Genomic DNA, 14,985 nt, shown 5'->3' with positions numbered 1-14,985 from the left:
TTTTCGCTTTTAGGCGAAAAGAACCGAAGCTGGAACCACAGTTTTACGCTTGATAGGCACAAAGTTAAGTGCTATGGTTACAGCTATGAACAAATTGAACACACCAAAAAAACCAGCCCTTCAGGACTGGCACCGCGCCGATATCAAGGGCGCACTCGAAAAGGCTGGCTACTCGCTTCGGCAGCTCAGCATCCAGCACGGGTATTCGCAGGGGGCGCTCAAGAACGCCTTGTATCTGCCTTGGCCCGTAGCTGAGCGCATCATCGCCGCCGCCATCGGTCTGCACGCATCGGAAATATGGCCAACGCGTTACGACGCCGACGGCAACCCCAAAAGCGGCCGCCACCAGCGCGGCCTCGGGCGAGGGGCTAAGCGTAAGTCTATCAGCCAGCCGTCCTCCATCAATGTCGAAAGCACTTCCCCAGCTTAACCACGCGCCACCACGAGGATTTGACATATGAAGCGGCGAGCAAATCAGGCGAAAGCGCCTAACCAACTGGAGCTCTCATTCTATGAGGTGCCTCCCAAGCCCAAGAACGAGGATGGGTGCCTGAATATCGCGCTCAATGTGCGCGAAGCCCTGGCCGACACCCTGGCCGGCGCCAGCGAGCGTGGCATGGACCGTTATGACGTCGCCACCAAGATCTCACGCCTGACGACGCATGAGTTCAGCAAGCACATGCTGGACCGCTGCTGTGCTCCCAGTGCGGAGGGCTGGCGCTTTCCTGCTGAAGCGCTCCCTGCGCTGATTGTCGCCACCGGCGACTACCGTTTGCTCGAGCTGCTCGCCGCACACTGCGGCTGCCGTGTGTATCGCGGCGAGGAAGCCATGCTGGCCGAGATCGGCGCGCTGACGCTGCAGGTCCGTACGGCCAATGACCGACTGGGAGAGCTGCGCCGGAATGTCCCGAAGCACGTTCTTGATCGCCTGGTCGAGGAAGAGTTGAAGCGCCATGGGGGTCGTGCGTGATTGTGGATCTGCATGATATTGCGGCCGCGCTGGGGATTACCCGCCGCGCCGCATCCAAGCGATCAACCGAGGGGCAATGGCGCTTTTCGGAGGAGGCTGGTCGCGGCGGGAAGAGGAAAATGTTTGCCGCCGCCGACCTCCCGGCGGACGTGCGCCGGGCAGTCGAACGCATGGCCGCAATCGAGGCCCGCGGCAAGGTCGCCGAGGCATTTATCACAGTGTTGGCGCACGCCCAGGAAGAGGACGAGCGTGCCGCGGCCGACAAGCGTGCCCGCGGCGAGGCCAACCTCAAGAAGCTGATGGACGACCATGCGCCGGGTGTTAAGAGCCGCATGGATGGCCGGTTTGCCATCGTCCGCAGCTATGAGAACTGGTTCACTGCCTTGCAGCCGATGAAGCGCTCGGTCAGCTGGGACGCCTACGCGCAGGCCTACAACGCCCGCGAGCTGCAGCTACCCAATGAAGTCATCGTTGTCTTTCCGAAGATGTCCGGGCGGACCGTCCAGCGCTGGGTGCTTGATTTCGAGCGCAGTGGCATGGCCGGCCTCATTGATGCGAACGACGGACGCCTGCGCAAAGACGTCAATGTCTTTACCACCCAACCGGCGCTTGAGAAAGCCGCGATCGCGCTGCTCATCGCTCGGCCACACCTGGCCGTGCAGAGCCTGCTCGACCTGATCGCGCAGGCCGCCGTCGACAAGGAAACGGGCGAGATCCTGTTTAACGTCCCGAGCTACCACCAGACCTATCGCTTCCTGAAGGCCTGGAAGGCCAAGAACGCTGAGCTACTGACCGCCGCCACGAACCCGGATGAGTGGAAGAACAAGCATATGGTGGCCTTCGGTGACGCCTCTGCCGGCGTCGTGCGGCTTAACCAACGCTGGGAGATGGATGCCACGCCGGCGGACTGGATGCTCACCGACCCCGATGGCAAGCAGCGCCGCTATAGCGCCTCAGTGGTCATCGATGTCTTCAGCCGCCGCATGATCGTCGTGCTCTCGCCGACTCCGAAGACTGAGACGCACAAGTTTGCACTTCGTTTGGCGCTGCTGACGTGGGGTGCGCCGGAAGAGGTCTGGACCGATAACGGCAAGGACTATCAAAGCCTGGATTTTCAGGAGACCCTGCGCCAGCTCGGCATCAAGCATCACACCACCAACCCGTTCTCGCCCTGGGAAAAGCCCCATGTCGAGCGCGGCATCCAGACGATTCTGCACTCCAACCTGGAGGCGCTGTCGGCCTTCGTCGGCCACAACGTGGCCGAGCGCTCCGCGATCGAGGCCCGGCGCACCTTTGCCGAACGCCTGTTCAAGAAAGACCAGGTGGTCGAGCTGGCGCTGCCTGCCGCCAAGCTGCAGGCGCTCATCAATGACTGGCTGCAGGGCACTTATGAGCAGCGCGAGCACGGCGGCCTGGACGGCATGAGTCCGTTTGCCATGGCTTCGTCCTATCGCGGCGAGGTCCACCGCATCGCCGACGAGCGCGCCCTGGACATCCTGCTCGCCCCGCCGGCCGGCAAGGGCACCTATACGGTGACGAAGAAGGGCCTGACGGTCGAGAGCGGCAATTTCATTGCTGCCGAACTGGCCTTGTATGTCGGCAAGCAGGTTGCCGTGCGTCAGACCGCCGATCTCGGCGAGCTGGTGGTGTATTACGACGGCGAATTCGTGTGCGTCGCGGTCTGCCCCGAGCGGGTCGGCGTGCAGCGCGCGGAGATTGCTGCCCATGCCCGCCAGCTGCAGAAGAAAAGCATCCAGGAGCAGCGCAAGGCCGCCAAGGGCGTCAAGTTGGACGTGGATCAGATGGTCGAGTCGATGCTGCGCGAAGGCGCGGAGGCGGCCGGCAAGCTCGCCACGCTGCCCAACCCGACGGTTAAGCACGAAACCGAGGCGCTGGCCGCTGCTGGTGCCGCGCATCGTGCGCTGACCGGCCGCACGCCCGATGCCGCCGTGCCGGAAGACTTGAAGCGATTCATGGCTGCGCGCAAGCACGCCGAGGCCAAGCAGGCCGAAGCTCCTGCGCCGGCCACCAAAGTCCATGCCATCCCGGAAACCGCGCAGTTGCGCTTCCGCAAGTGGATGGATCTCGATCAACTCATTGCTAACGGAGGCGCTATCGACGACCCCCACCTGATCCGCTGGTACGGCACTTATGCCCAGTCCGCCGAATTCTCGGCCATGAAAAAACGCCACCTGGAATCCACCCAGGCGGCGTCTAGTGGCAATGCCAGCACGCTTGCACCCGTGCGGCACGCCTTCCGGTAACCCTTGAAAACGTTGAGATTATGACCAAAAACCCTTCCGTAGGCAAACAGGCCGTGCCGCGCCCGTCCGGTGGCGTGGCGCAAATCGGCACGCTCGATCTGGTGTCCGCCACCCTGGAGCGCCTTGACAACCGCCGCACCGGCCTGCCTGGCATGGCCGTGCTCTACGGCCCGGCTGGCTGGGGCAAAACCTTTGCCACCAACGTCCTTGCCAACGAAAATCGCGCCTATTACCTGCAGCTGCGCAGCCTCTGGTCGCGCAAAACCATTCTCGAAAAGATTCTGTTCGAGATGGGCGTCACGCACGGCAAGGCAACTGCACCGGTGCTGCTCGACATGGTCTGCGAGCAGCTTAACGCGTCGCGCCGCACGCTGATCCTGGACGAATTCGATTACGCGACCGACTCAAATAGCCTGGTCGAGCTGACTCGCGACATTTACGAGGGCTCCCAGGGCTCGCTGCTGCTGGTCGGCGAGGAACTGCTGCCGAAGAAGCTGGAGAAGTGGCAACGCTTCCATTCCCGCGTGCTCACGTGGGTGCCCGCCCAGCGCGTCACTGCCGAGGATTGCGGCAAGCTCGCCACCATTTATGCCGATGGCATTCGGTTTGAGCCAGAGGTATTTGCGATTTTGGCGGCCGAGACCAAGGGCTCGGTGCGGCTCGCCACGGTAAATCTGTCCAATATCCACGAGTACTGCCTGACATTCGGTAAGGACGTATTTACCGCCGCTGATTTGGGCGATTTTCCGCTGCACACCGGTCGTTCGCCGGAACGGAGGCTGTGATGCTGCGATTCAAAATGAAGAATAACGCTGAGATTATTTCTGCGAGCGCAGCCGAGCTTGACCTCCTTCTGATGGGTGACGGGCATAGCAGAAAGCATCCATTTGGCGCGGTCGTGGTCGTCTCCGGGGCGTTTGACCTGGTTGAGTCACTGAGTTTGCAGGCGGCCGAGGCCGCATTCCTTGGCGCATATCTGCTCAGCATTGACGAGAAGCGAATCGCCCATTCAATGGCGCAGACGGCTGCGGTATGCCAGTTGTATGAGGCCGGTGTTAAGCGATCCCCGGCATGCCTTCGGTTCCGGCTGGATGAGGCGCTAACGGAGGTGCTGGCCGAGATTGTGCTTGGAGAGGATCCGGACCTTGTCTTCTGTAGCACTTCCATCAAGCCCCGCGAAATTCGCGCTTTCGTGGAAAGGCTCGAGGCTCACTACCGCGGCGGCTCGAGTGATGGTGGTTTTGATGTGGAGCTCGCACCGCTATGAACGCCGGCACCCTGACCCTCTCCACCTTTGACACCTGCCATTACCAGATTGGCAGGCTCGATGCGCCGACCCTCAAGGCCATCGGCTCCGTCCAGGCTGTGATCGCCGACGACAAGTCGACCGTCCTGTTGCGCATTGCACTGACTGGCTCGCGCCGTCACCAGCGCGTCATGGCCACGCTGTGCCTTAACCCTGCGGACCTGGACGGCTTGATCGGTCAGCTGCAGGCCATCCGCGATATCCGCCGCTCAAGCCTAGGAGGTGCCAATGGCGCGTAAGAAGACACATCTTGAAATGAAAGGCGGAAAGTCGCCCCGCCAGCGCGTCTGGGAGGCGATCCGCCTGAAGCGAGAGCGCTTCACGCAGGAGGAGATCGCAGAGGTCGTGGGTGGCCTGGAGCTGAATGTCTCGCAGTACTGTCGCTGCCTGGTGGCGGCCGAAATCATCGAAGTTATCGCAGAAGAGAGGGTGGGAAAGCTCGGTATGCGCAAGACCTACCGTCTCCTCCGCGATAACGGCGTTGAGGCACCTCGCGTGACGCGCGACGGGGCACTGGTCGTCAAGGGCGCTGGCAATGAAGCGATGTGGGGAACCATCCGTCGCATGTTCGAGCGCAAGGACTTCAGCTGTCGCGAGCTCGCCGCCTTTGCCAGCACCGCCGCGCATCGTGTTTCGGAGTCCACCGCGACCAAGTACGTGCGGGCGCTCTTCGCCGCCGGGTATCTCACACAGACCTGCGAGGCGATTGGCGGCAGGGCAAAGCAGAAGGCCCGCTACATGCTCAAGGCCGGGAAGTACTCCGGCCCGCGCGCACCCATCGTCCAGCGGCCGACGGCGGTCTATGACCCCAATCAAAACCGCATCGTGTGGATCGACATGAAGGAGTTCGAAGATGCCCAATGAGAAGCGGCCTGCCTACATGGAAGCCGAGTGGTTCGAAGGGTTGCGGCGCGAGGTTAAGTCTGGCACGCAGAAGGCTGTCGCGGATCGTATGGGCATTTCCCGCTCGACGCTGGCCATCGTTCTGAACGGCCTTGGAGAGTATGGCAATGGCAAGTCCAGCACCGTGCGCATCGAGATGCGCTACCGCCAGGCCTTCGAGCAGATCGAGTGCCCGTTCAGTGGCAACCAGGTCGGCGTTGAGCACTGCCGTGAAAAGGCCCTGGGCGCGGCGCCCACCCACAACCCCTTGAAGATGCAGCAATGGCAGGCGTGCCAGGCGTGCCAATACCGGCCCAAGGCACTTTCCATGGCCGCGCCGAAGGCGCCCAAGGCCGAGCTGCCCATGGCGGCACTCGACACCAAGACCCTGCCGCTGCCCGAAGTGGGCGCCCCGCAGATCCAGACGACTACCGAGGAGATCGCATGAATCCCAATCACGTCTACATCCTGGTCGACGAAAAGCCCGTCAAGCTGGTGCGCCGCCATGATGGCCCGGTTGTCCAGGAAGTGCGAGCCAGCCTGGTGCGCATCAAAGCCGAGATCCGCCGCATGTTGGCCCGCGTGGCGGTGCATCGCAAACTGCGCGCCATCGATCGAGAAGAGCGTCGCGCAGTCTGTGAGCTGCAGTACCTCCGGCACGAGCTGGAGCAGCACGAGCGCAGCGTCGCCTGGCTGGAAATCGAGCACCGGCAGAACCGCAAGGCACTGCTGGAGCGCCTCGCGCAGCTCGCGGGAGGCCCGCAATGAAGCCGCGTTTCTCGTTCCGTGCATTCCTGCACACCCGCCTGGGCATCCTCGTCTGGACGCTCCTGGTGGCCATGCTGGCCTATCAGTTCGGCCAGAGCTCCAACCTGTCGCAGGGTGTTAAGAGCACCCGTCCGCGTGTGATCGCCTGAACGGACCCATCATGACCAACAAGCAAACTCTCATTGCCGCTATCAAGGCGAAACCCGGCATCCGCACTCCGGAGCTCGCCGACGAAACCGGCATCGACAATCCGCGCTCCTACATCGCCCTCGAAATCGACCGCGGCGAGATCCTGGTGGAGAAGGTTGCCTCCGAGCTGGGAGGGCGTCAGATCAACACCTACCGGATCAACCCGGACAACCCGCCCGACGAGACGCTCAATCCGCGCCAGCGTGTGGTTAAGGCGCGCGCTGCGGCGCCGGCGACCGAAGCTGCGTTCAGCGCAGAGCTGTCGTCCCGCGGCGATCTGCACATCAGCGACGGCCGCAAGACCGTCCAGCTCTCGCCGTCACAGACCGCTGACCTGATCGCCTACCTGGACCGCATCAATGTCGACCAGGTCATGAAGGCCGCGGGGGTCGCCTAATGCCGCTGCCGACCTTCCGCTGCCCGGTGTGCCGGAACGCGCTGACGCTTGATGTCGTGTTCGCACACGACGGCGTGCGCGATGCGATCCTGCACCTGGTCAACACGCACTCGGAGGCCGGCCGGCTGCTGCGGCCCCTCCTAGCCTACGTCGGGCTCTTCGCCCCTGTGAAGACCGAAATGCGTTATGAGCGCGTCGCGGCGATCCTGGGCGAGGTGGTGCCGATGATCCACGCCGGCACCGTCCGCGACGCCCACGGCCAGACCTGGCCAGCGCCGCTGGACTACTGGCGCCAGGCCTTCGAGGAGATGGTGGCGCGGCGCGATGCCGGCGGACTCAAGCTTCCGCTCAAGTCGCATGGCTACCTGACCGCGATCGTGGTCGGCATGTCGAACAAGGCCGCGGCGTCCGCCGAGCGCCGGACCGAGGCACAGCGTGCGGGGCATGCCGGTGCCGGTACGCCGGCAGCGCGCATGCAGCCGGTGACCGTAACAGAGCCGGCCGCACGCACCGTCCTTCCCGACAACGTCCGTCAAGACATCCTCCGTGCCGCCGGTAGCCGGCGCGCGGAATCCCTTGGAGAAAGCAAGTGAAGACCGTCCCCGATCTCTCGCTGCGCGCCGCCTTCGAACAAGCTGCTGGTGTGCCGATCGTTTGGACCGATGAGCTGCAGGAGCTCGCCGTCGGCTACTTCAGCACCCTGACCCTGGCGATGGAGGACGACAACCCATTGACGGTCCATGAGCTGACAGCGATGGCTGTATCCCTGTCCAGCTTCGCCAGCGCCGTCGCATGGATCTCGGACGCCGCCAACGATGGCCTGAAAAGCAACGCCCATGCCGTTCGCCGGACGGCACTGCGCAAATGGAACGGGCAAGTTGTGGCGATCCCCATGCGCAACAGCGCGGAGCCCGCCGCCAGCCCCACCCACCACTAAACAAACACGGAGCATTTCATGACCCAAGCAGCAACCTCGACGCCGGTCGGCTACATGCAGGACGCCCACGGCCGCCTGGTCCCGGAAAGTATGGTTAAGCCAATTGATCGGGCGCGCGACCAGGTCGTCGGCGAACTGGTCGAACTGGCCAAGGCGCAGAACAACGCGTTGGCGGCCCTCAAGAAACGCGTATTCGGCGACGCCGAAGCCTTCATCTCCATGTCGGCCGAAGAGTATGGCGCCAAGGTCGGTGGCGCGAAGGGGAATGTCACCTTGTACACCTTCAACGGCCAGTACAAGGTGCAGATTGCCCGCGCCGACAACATCACCTTCGACGAGCGCCTGCAGGCCGCCAAGGCGATGATCGACGAGCTGCTCGCCGAGTGGACGGAAGGCTCGCGGCCGGAGATCCAGGCAATCATCCAGGGTGCCTTCGACACCGACAAGGAAGGCAACCTGAACACCGGCCGCATCCTATCGCTGCGCCGTCTGGACATCCAAGACGCCCGTTGGAAGCAAGCCATGTTTGCTATCAGCGACAGCGTGCAGGTTGTTGGCACCAAAACCTATGTCCGCTTCTATGAACGGATCGGCGACTCGGAAGAGTACCGCCCCATCTCGCTCGATATCGCCAAGATCTGACAAGTTAAGCACCCGCGCCGGGGCGGCTCCAGACCCGGACCTCATCTTTAACGCCTGAAGGAAATCACACCATGAACAAGACCGACCTGATCGCCCATATCGCCGCCGAAGCCAACCTCAATAAGAGCGAAGCCGAGCGTGCCCTGAATGCCGTCATCAGCGGTGTTACCACGACGCTCGCTGCCGGTGGCACCGTCGCCATCACCGGCTTTGGTGCCTTCGCGGTAACCAACCGAGCGGCCCGCGTCTCCCGCAACCCGAAGACCGGCGAGTCCATCGACGTGCCGGCTGCGCGTGTGCCGAAGTTCAAGCCGGGCAGCAACCTGAAGGCGGCGGTGGTCTGATCGAGTGAGGCGAAACACCCGCGCAGGCGGGTGTCTGCCAGGCGTGGTGGCCTGGTACTGATGAGCAGCCGAGGGAATATGGGAAAAATCACGAAAGAGCAGATCACCGCCATCGAATACGAGCTGGCGTCGCCCTGGGGAAGGTTGGAGCTGGCCTGCGACGGCTTCAAGGTGAATGTCGAGGTGCAGCCGGAGGGCCCGCGGAAGTATGTCCTGATGGTCTACGTCAATGGCGCCTTCAAGGGCACGTGGATGAAAGGAGACTGCGAGGAAGCCACGCGCTTCATGCGGCCAGTCACGAAGTCGCTCTACGGCACCAAGGTTAAGTCAGGTCTCATCAAGGACCTGGGGAAGCGCCGAGGGGAGAAGCTGTTTGCGGAAATGAACAAGACCCTCACGCACTACACGCCGGTCTGGAATTCGGTGCGATCGATGCTCAGCCACTTCTGCAAGAAGAATGAAGCTGTCAGCATTGTTTCGATCGGCTACCACGCGAAGGCAACGGCGGAGGCAGCATGACCATTGATGCAGGCGCTCTTACTGAGGCCATTTGGAACCGCCTATGCGAACTCCCCGACCGGAACAGTCCGGAGGACGATCCCGAGGCGTGCGTGTGTTCCATCACCGAGCTGCGCGGCTGTGTTGGCGACGCGCTGGATGAGCTGGACGCCGCCCCCGCGCCGAGCGTACCGCCTGCTGCGCTGACGGATGACGAGTGGCTTTGGATGACGCACCCGACGCGCAACGGCGGCAAGCCGGTCCCGGTGCGTATCGTGACGGAAGACGGATCGAAGTGGTTCATGCCGTTCGATGAAGACGGCTGTGAATTCGAATGGGAAGAACGCGACGAGGACTGGCGCATAGTTACCGCATCGCCTGCCGACCAAGTGGAGGATGCGCGCGTAGAAGACCTGGCAATGCTTGTGCGCGGGCTCGTTCGCGCGCTCCGGGCTGTTGCCCCACGCCACGTAGGCGCTGACGAAGCAGTCCGTTACCTGAAATGCAAGGGCTTGCAAGGCTCTCCGCTTCGCGCCGCCATACACGAGACGCCCCAGGATAGTTGAGCGAAACCGCCTGCGGGCGGTCTGCCAGGCGTGGTGGCCTGGCACTGATGAGCAGCCAACAACAACAGGTCAGAAGGGTTAAGAAATGAAAGAGCTGATTCTTGCCGGCGCAATGCTGGTCTCGATGCTTGTGATCGCCGGTGTCGCCATCATCGGTGTTAAGCGCTATGACAGGAAGAATGAGCGCAACGATACCGAGTGACATGCGGAACGAAACCACCAACCCGCTGTCACTTCGCTAGCACCGACCACAGACTACTGACATGCTCGATCGCGCCATTCTCGCCAAGATCCACGTCGCCAAGAAGCAGCTAGCGATGGAGGATGACGTCTATCGCGCGATGCTGCAGTCAGTGTCCGGCGTGCAGTCGGCGAAGGACCTGACCGTCGCGCAAGCCGAGAAGGTACTGGCGCACCTGCGCAAGTGCGGTTTCGCACCGGCTGCGAAGTTCGGGCGCCGCCCCAAGCCGCCGCGTGATCGTCAGGCGCTGGTCAGCAAGATCGAAGCGCTGCTGGCCGAAGGCAAGCGCCCCTGGTCGTACGCCGATGCCATGGCCCGCCGCATGTTCCAGGTCGACAAGATCGACTGGTGCACTCCTGACCAGCTCTGGCGCATTGCCGCCGCGCTGCAGATAGATGCCAACCGCCGGAGCTAACATGGACCTGTCAGACGTTAAGAATCTGCTGCCCGCCCTGATTCGCTCCGTGGTTGATGCCATCGGCATCGCGGCGGCCCTCAAGCTAGTGGAGCAATTCGGTGGTTCGACCTTCCCGGTGCCAATGCGCAAGAACGCGGCCGGCGAGATCCGATACCAGGCCCTGGCTGAGGCGGTGGGTGAGGCAGCGGCATCGAGTCTTGTGCAGCTGCTCGGAGGCCAGGAAATCTATGTCCCGCTGTGCTCAATGGCGCTGCGCGAACTGCGCGATCGCCAGATCCGCGCTGACTTCGACGAGATCACTCGCGAGCACAGTGCCCTGCATGCGGTGGCCACGCTGGCGGTGCGCTTCCGCATGTCGGATCGCCAGGTGTGGCGCATCCTGAATCAAACGGATCGGGATGGACCACCAAGGGAAACACAAGCTACACTGTTCTGATCGTTGCAGAGCGACGTTAAGCCCCGCCAAGCGCGGGGCTTTGTTGTTTCTGCCTCCTGACACGGATTGAGGTTATCGCCTCGCGCGCGCCCCAGCAGACTGGCACCTACATCATGAGTCACATGTAGGGGCAAATCGTGCAACCACGCGGCATCCGCAATAACAATCCGGGCAACATCCGCTGGGGCGACGGCTGGCAGGGCCTTGTCGCGCCTCACATGCGCACCGACAAGGACTTCTGCCAGTTCACCGAGCCTTGCTTCGGCATTCGTGCCATCTGCAGGATTCTGCTCAATTACGGCAGCAAGACCGGGCAGCCCGGCATCGGCGCGCCCGGCATTGACACGGTGCGCGAGATCATCAGCCGCTGGGCGCCGCCCAACGAGAACGACACCGAGGCATACATCGCGGGTGTGGCGCGCGCGCTCGACGTCCATCCTAACGCCCATATCGACATCACCGAGCCCCGCATCATGCGTGGCCTGGCGGTCTCGATCATCCGCCACGAAAACGGCCAGCAGCCTTACAGCCCGGCCCTGATCGATAACGCCATGCGGATGGCCGGCATCGTATGACACGCCTGGCCGATCTCATCACCGACGCGAACACGGGCAGGTTGTCCCACACCAAGCTGTGGCCGAACGTGGCCAACCTGGTGGCGACGGTCCTGTTCGTTCGCGCCGGCTGGCTCAACCAGCTCACCACCGAAGTGTGGTGGGCATACCTGGGCTGTGTCGGCGGCTACACCGCCATCATGCGGTTCGCCCAGGTGGCGCGCGAAAGGAGGACCAATGATCCAGCTTAACCGCGTCGAAGCCATCGTCGCCGCTTTGGGATATATCCTGGCGGGCATCGTGTTTGGCACTCCAATCGGCCTTTGGTATGGCGCAAGCCGGGCGAATGCTATCGGCGACGCCCACCTGGCGCAGCTGCGCCAGCAGACCGCCGAGGCATCCGCGAAAGCCGTTAAGGATGCTGCTGACAGGCTGGCTTCCGAGACTGCTCGCGGCGAACGCCTCAGTGCAAAGCTGAGCGCGGCCGAGGGTCAGATCGACGAGCTTTCCCATCAACTCAGCACGAGGATCAACCGTGTCACAACCGTCTATCGTGAAGCGCCTGGCGCTGCGCTCAAGCCTGTTCCTCAGTGCATCTTTACTCGCGGCTGGCTGCGGGACTACAACGCCGCCATCGGCGCTGCAGTGCCCGCCGCCGGCGAAGGCGCCAGCGCACCTGCTCAAGCGTCCGCAGCCGGTATCCCCGCTGATGGAGACGACGAGCTCGCCCCGGCCGGCGTCGACCCCCGGTCGATCCTGACCCATCACATCGACTACGGCGCCCGCGCGCGCAAGCTGGAAGAGCAGCTGAACCGTCTGATTGACTACGAAGAGGGCAAGGATGCTCAGTAATCGCGCCCTGGACCATGCGGCCGCCGTCGAGCTGGCGGACCGGGAGAAGGCCATTCGCGAGGTTCGTGCCCGCGTGCGTAGTGGCCCGTCGGCCGAGTTCTGCCAGGACGAGTCCTGCGGCGATCCCATTCCCGAAGCCCGGCGCCTGGCGGTGCCGGGCTGCCGCTACTGCATCGATTGCCAGGTTCGCCTGGAGAAACTCTTCTCGCCCCGGAGAAACGGATGAACGACAAAGAACAGTCGCTGGCCCTCGGTCGCATCGAAGGCAAGATGGACATGATGCTGCAGAACCAGGTGCAGCAGGACAAGAAGCTGAATGAGCTGGACGGCCGCCTGCGTGCCGTCGAGGTGAAAGCGGCCACCACGGGCGCGATCGCCGGCACGCTCGCATCGCTCTTCACGTCGGTCGGTGTCGCGGTCGCCAAGGCCAAGCTCGGTCTGTAAGGGTCGGCATGGCCCACGACAAGGCAACCCGCGACAAGGTCCGCAGCGCGTTCGTCTTCGATCGCCTCACCCTGGAGGTGGCGTCGATGAAGGCCGGCGTATCGTACGGCACTGCCAGGCGATGGAAGACCGATGCACGTGCGGCCGGTGACGACTGGGACAAGGCCCAGGCCGCGCAGTTGATGGCCGGCGGCACGATCGAAGACATCGCCCGCCAGATGCTGGCCGGGCTGGTGACGCAATACCAGGCGTCCATGGACGCCATCACCAGGGACGCGGATCTCCAGCCTGGCGCGAAGGTCCAGATGCTGTCAAGCCTCGCCGATGCGTACAACAAGACCATTTCGGCCAGCAAGCGCATCCTTCCGGAGACGTCGGAGCTCGCCACGGCCATGGACGTCCTGCAGCGCCTGGCGGCGTTTGTTAAGGACCGCCACCCGCAACACATCAAGGCCTTCGCCGAGATCCTGGAGCCCTTCGGCGCCGAGCTGAGCAAATCCTATGGCTGAGAACCTGACCGACCGCGAATTCAAGAAGGAGCTGGCGCTACTCTCTGCCCAGCTCCTTCGCGATATCGAGGCCCACCAGTCCGGTCTGGACGCCAGCCCGGCCGCGATCGCCGAGCGGCGCCGGCGCGTCCTCAAGGATGGCGACTTCCAGTTCTTCGCCTATACCTATTTCCCGCACCACATCCGCGGCACGCCGTCGAGCTTCCAGGGGCACTTCTGCCAGCGTTTCCCGCGGCTCCTGGAGCAGCCCCGCGGCGCGCTCGAATGGTGGGTAGCGCCCCGCGGCGAGGCCAAGTCTTCGCTGGCCACCAAGATCGGCCCGGCATACTGCGTAGTGCGTGGGCTGCTGCAGCGGCCCGAGATCCAGAAGGAAGTCGGCTGGGAAGGCCCGCTGCCGCCGTTCATCGACTACGTCATCCTGCTGGGCGCCGAGACCAAGCTGCCGGCCAAGCTGATCGAGGTGGTCAAAACGGAGCTGACGGCGAACGCCATGCTGCTGCTCGACTTCCCGGAAGCCTGCGGCAGCACCACGCTCTGGCGGATCGGCGAAGCCGTCTTCAATACCAACGTTAAGCTCGAATCGTTCGGTGCAGACCAGGCCATCCGCGGCACATTCCACGGTGCGAGCCGGCCGAAGTTGCTGATGGGCGATGATCTGATTACCGATGCCGAGGCCAAGAGCCCCACGGAGCGCACCAACCGCTGGAACTGGCTGACCAAGGCCATCGACTACCTCGGGCCGCCGGACGGCAGCGTTAAGTATGCCGGCGTCGGTACTGTCCTGGACAAGGACGATCCGATCTCGCGGGCCAAGAAGACTATCGGCCACGTCGTGCATCACTTCCGCGCGATTGAGCAGATGCCGTCCAATATGGACCTATGGGCGCAGTGCGAGGAGCTCATGCGCAACCAGGACCGAGTCGTGGTTGAGGAGGCATCCAGGGACGGGCGCGTGGTGCCGGAAGAGGAGTTGCCCTCGTACCGCTTCTATATGGAGCACCGCGCGGAGATGGATGCCGGCGCAAGGATCTCCTGGCCGTCGGTGCGCTCGCTCTTCTGGCTGATGCGCCAGCGTGCCAAGGCCTTGCGGGCATTTAACACCGAGCTGCAGGGCGACCCGCGCACCGACGAAGACAAGATCTTTGGCAACATCACGTTCTGGGTGCAGCGCCTGCACCACTGGATGATGTTCGGCGCCTGCGACCCGTCCATGGGCGCCAACGAGAAGTCCGACCCGTCCGCGCTCCTGGTCGGTGGCTTCGACACTTGGAACAGCAAGCTGCACTTGATCGCTGCCGAGATCAAGCGTCGCGTGCCATCCAAGCTGGAAGCTGACCTGATTGCCATGCAGCGGGAGTTCAAGTGCCGGGCCATCGGCTTCGAGAACAACAACGCCTACGAGCACTCTCGCCAGACCTTCATCCAGGCGGGCATGCGCGCCGGCGTGCCATTGCCGTTGGTCGGTGTCACGGCCACGGTGGCGCCGGAGGTCCGCATCGACTCCCTGGAGCCGTTTATCACTGACCGCCTGGCGCCCAGCATCCTGCTGCATGCGGACCTACGTCAGCTACTCGACGAGCTGGACACTTGGCCAGAGAAGCAATCGCACCACCACTACGACGGCCTGACCGCCTTGCACATCCTGTGGATGATCGCTTCCACGCGCGCCCACGGGTCCTATGAGTACACCGCTGTGCCAAAGCGCTCGCAAGACGACGGGCGCGCGGATGACGACAGCATGATTTCCGGCGCCAGCGGCGCCTGGTAG

Annotated in this window: 26 protein-coding genes and 2 other RNA genes; all 28 read left to right on the top strand. The window is 63.3% G+C overall.

Going from position 1 to position 14,985, the window contains the following annotated elements; all coding sequences use genetic code 11:
* Nucleotides 1-85: 85 nt before the first annotated feature.
* The 28 genes from RS901_RS32390 (at nt 86) to RS901_RS32255 (ending at nt 14,985) form a co-directional block, all read left to right on the top strand.
* A complete protein-coding gene (locus RS901_RS32390; RefSeq protein ID WP_316154760.1) occupies nt 86-430 on the top strand; it encodes a helix-turn-helix transcriptional regulator in 345 nt (114 codons plus the stop codon).
* Between the two features lie 27 nt (nt 431-457).
* Complete coding sequence (locus tag RS901_RS32385; RefSeq protein ID WP_316154759.1) at nt 458-970, top strand: phage regulatory CII family protein; 513 nt, start codon at nt 458-460, stop codon at nt 968-970.
* Between the two features lie 119 nt (nt 971-1,089).
* The gene (locus tag RS901_RS32380) at nt 1,090-3,234 is read left to right on the top strand and encodes a DDE-type integrase/transposase/recombinase (protein ID WP_316154758.1); all 2,145 of its coding nucleotides are present in this window, start codon (nt 1,090-1,092) and stop codon (nt 3,232-3,234) included.
* 20 nt (nt 3,235-3,254) lie between these two features.
* On the top strand, nt 3,255-4,019 hold the full coding sequence (locus tag RS901_RS32375) for an ATP-binding protein (protein ID WP_316154757.1): 765 nt from the start codon (nt 3,255-3,257) through the stop codon (nt 4,017-4,019).
* Entirely contained in the window at nt 4,019-4,501 is a 483-nt protein-coding gene (locus RS901_RS32370) for a hypothetical protein (RefSeq protein ID WP_316154756.1), read from the top strand. Before RS901_RS32375 ends, RS901_RS32370 begins: the two co-directional genes overlap by 1 nt.
* Nucleotides 4,498-4,779, top strand: coding sequence for a hypothetical protein (locus tag RS901_RS32365; protein WP_316154755.1), 282 nt, complete (start codon nt 4,498-4,500; stop codon nt 4,777-4,779). The genes RS901_RS32370 and RS901_RS32365 overlap by 4 nt, the downstream gene beginning before the upstream one ends.
* Nucleotides 4,769-5,404, top strand: coding sequence for a hypothetical protein (locus RS901_RS32360; protein WP_316154754.1), 636 nt, complete (start codon nt 4,769-4,771; stop codon nt 5,402-5,404). The genes RS901_RS32365 and RS901_RS32360 overlap by 11 nt, the downstream gene beginning before the upstream one ends.
* Nucleotides 5,394-5,870 (top strand): MarR family transcriptional regulator, encoded by a 477-nt coding sequence (locus RS901_RS32355; RefSeq protein WP_316154753.1) that lies wholly within the window; start codon nt 5,394-5,396, stop codon nt 5,868-5,870. Before RS901_RS32360 ends, RS901_RS32355 begins: the two co-directional genes overlap by 11 nt.
* The gene (locus tag RS901_RS32350) at nt 5,867-6,190 is read left to right on the top strand and encodes a hypothetical protein (RefSeq protein ID WP_316154752.1); all 324 of its coding nucleotides are present in this window, start codon (nt 5,867-5,869) and stop codon (nt 6,188-6,190) included. The genes RS901_RS32355 and RS901_RS32350 overlap by 4 nt, the downstream gene beginning before the upstream one ends.
* The gene (locus tag RS901_RS32345) at nt 6,187-6,339 is read left to right on the top strand and encodes a hypothetical protein (protein ID WP_316154751.1); all 153 of its coding nucleotides are present in this window, start codon (nt 6,187-6,189) and stop codon (nt 6,337-6,339) included. The genes RS901_RS32350 and RS901_RS32345 overlap by 4 nt, the downstream gene beginning before the upstream one ends.
* 11 nt (nt 6,340-6,350) lie before the next feature.
* Nucleotides 6,351-6,776, top strand: a complete 426-nt coding sequence (locus RS901_RS32340) for a hypothetical protein (RefSeq protein ID WP_316154750.1) — start codon at nt 6,351-6,353, stop codon at nt 6,774-6,776.
* Nucleotides 6,776-7,369, top strand: a complete 594-nt coding sequence (locus RS901_RS32335) for a hypothetical protein (RefSeq protein WP_316154749.1) — start codon at nt 6,776-6,778, stop codon at nt 7,367-7,369. The genes RS901_RS32340 and RS901_RS32335 overlap by 1 nt, the downstream gene beginning before the upstream one ends.
* Nucleotides 7,366-7,713, top strand: coding sequence for a hypothetical protein (locus tag RS901_RS32330; RefSeq protein WP_316154748.1), 348 nt, complete (start codon nt 7,366-7,368; stop codon nt 7,711-7,713). Before RS901_RS32335 ends, RS901_RS32330 begins: the two co-directional genes overlap by 4 nt.
* A gap of 18 nt (nt 7,714-7,731) precedes the next feature.
* The gene (locus RS901_RS32325; RefSeq protein ID WP_316154747.1) at nt 7,732-8,355 is read left to right on the top strand and encodes a DUF3164 family protein; all 624 of its coding nucleotides are present in this window, start codon (nt 7,732-7,734) and stop codon (nt 8,353-8,355) included.
* Nucleotides 8,356-8,426: 71 nt separating this feature from the next.
* Nucleotides 8,427-8,699, top strand: a complete 273-nt coding sequence (locus tag RS901_RS32320) for an HU family DNA-binding protein (RefSeq protein WP_316154746.1) — start codon at nt 8,427-8,429, stop codon at nt 8,697-8,699.
* 7 nt (nt 8,700-8,706) lie between these two features.
* Nucleotides 8,707-8,773: hammerhead ribozyme type II (locus tag RS901_RS32315), an RNA gene on the top strand.
* 4 nt (nt 8,774-8,777) lie between these two features.
* A complete protein-coding gene (locus tag RS901_RS32310; protein ID WP_316154745.1) occupies nt 8,778-9,218 on the top strand; it encodes a hypothetical protein in 441 nt (146 codons plus the stop codon).
* Nucleotides 9,215-9,763 (top strand): hypothetical protein, encoded by a 549-nt coding sequence (locus tag RS901_RS32305; protein ID WP_316154744.1) that lies wholly within the window; start codon nt 9,215-9,217, stop codon nt 9,761-9,763. Before RS901_RS32310 ends, RS901_RS32305 begins: the two co-directional genes overlap by 4 nt.
* Nucleotides 9,762-9,824: hammerhead ribozyme type II (locus tag RS901_RS32300), an RNA gene on the top strand. The genes RS901_RS32305 and RS901_RS32300 overlap by 2 nt, the downstream gene beginning before the upstream one ends.
* 202 nt (nt 9,825-10,026) lie before the next feature.
* Nucleotides 10,027-10,419, top strand: coding sequence for a regulatory protein GemA (locus tag RS901_RS32295; RefSeq protein ID WP_316154743.1), 393 nt, complete (start codon nt 10,027-10,029; stop codon nt 10,417-10,419).
* A 1-nt stretch (nt 10,420) separates the two neighbouring features.
* A complete protein-coding gene (locus tag RS901_RS32290; RefSeq protein ID WP_316154742.1) occupies nt 10,421-10,858 on the top strand; it encodes a Mor transcription activator family protein in 438 nt (145 codons plus the stop codon).
* A gap of 137 nt (nt 10,859-10,995) precedes the next feature.
* Nucleotides 10,996-11,433, top strand: a complete 438-nt coding sequence (locus RS901_RS32285; protein ID WP_316154741.1) for a structural protein P5 — start codon at nt 10,996-10,998, stop codon at nt 11,431-11,433.
* Nucleotides 11,430-11,663, top strand: a complete 234-nt coding sequence (locus RS901_RS32280) for a hypothetical protein (protein WP_316154740.1) — start codon at nt 11,430-11,432, stop codon at nt 11,661-11,663. Before RS901_RS32285 ends, RS901_RS32280 begins: the two co-directional genes overlap by 4 nt.
* The gene (locus RS901_RS32275; RefSeq protein WP_316154739.1) at nt 11,650-12,264 is read left to right on the top strand and encodes a hypothetical protein; all 615 of its coding nucleotides are present in this window, start codon (nt 11,650-11,652) and stop codon (nt 12,262-12,264) included. The genes RS901_RS32280 and RS901_RS32275 overlap by 14 nt, the downstream gene beginning before the upstream one ends.
* The gene (locus RS901_RS32270; protein ID WP_316154738.1) at nt 12,254-12,490 is read left to right on the top strand and encodes a TraR/DksA C4-type zinc finger protein; all 237 of its coding nucleotides are present in this window, start codon (nt 12,254-12,256) and stop codon (nt 12,488-12,490) included. The genes RS901_RS32275 and RS901_RS32270 overlap by 11 nt, the downstream gene beginning before the upstream one ends.
* On the top strand, nt 12,487-12,708 hold the full coding sequence (locus RS901_RS32265) for a hypothetical protein (RefSeq protein ID WP_316154737.1): 222 nt from the start codon (nt 12,487-12,489) through the stop codon (nt 12,706-12,708). The genes RS901_RS32270 and RS901_RS32265 overlap by 4 nt, the downstream gene beginning before the upstream one ends.
* Before the next feature lie 8 nt (nt 12,709-12,716).
* Complete coding sequence (locus RS901_RS32260; protein ID WP_316154736.1) at nt 12,717-13,217, top strand: DUF1804 family protein; 501 nt, start codon at nt 12,717-12,719, stop codon at nt 13,215-13,217.
* Nucleotides 13,210-14,985 (top strand): hypothetical protein, encoded by a 1,776-nt coding sequence (locus RS901_RS32255; protein WP_316154734.1) that lies wholly within the window; start codon nt 13,210-13,212, stop codon nt 14,983-14,985. The genes RS901_RS32260 and RS901_RS32255 overlap by 8 nt, the downstream gene beginning before the upstream one ends.

Origin of the sequence: Cupriavidus sp. BIC8F (assembly GCF_032465815.1) — a bacterium.
GTDB classification, from domain to species: Bacteria; Pseudomonadota; Gammaproteobacteria; order Burkholderiales; family Burkholderiaceae; genus Cupriavidus; species Cupriavidus necator.
The sequence above is the reverse complement of the archived record's forward strand: the minus strand, read 5'-3'. Positions and strand labels throughout refer to the sequence as shown.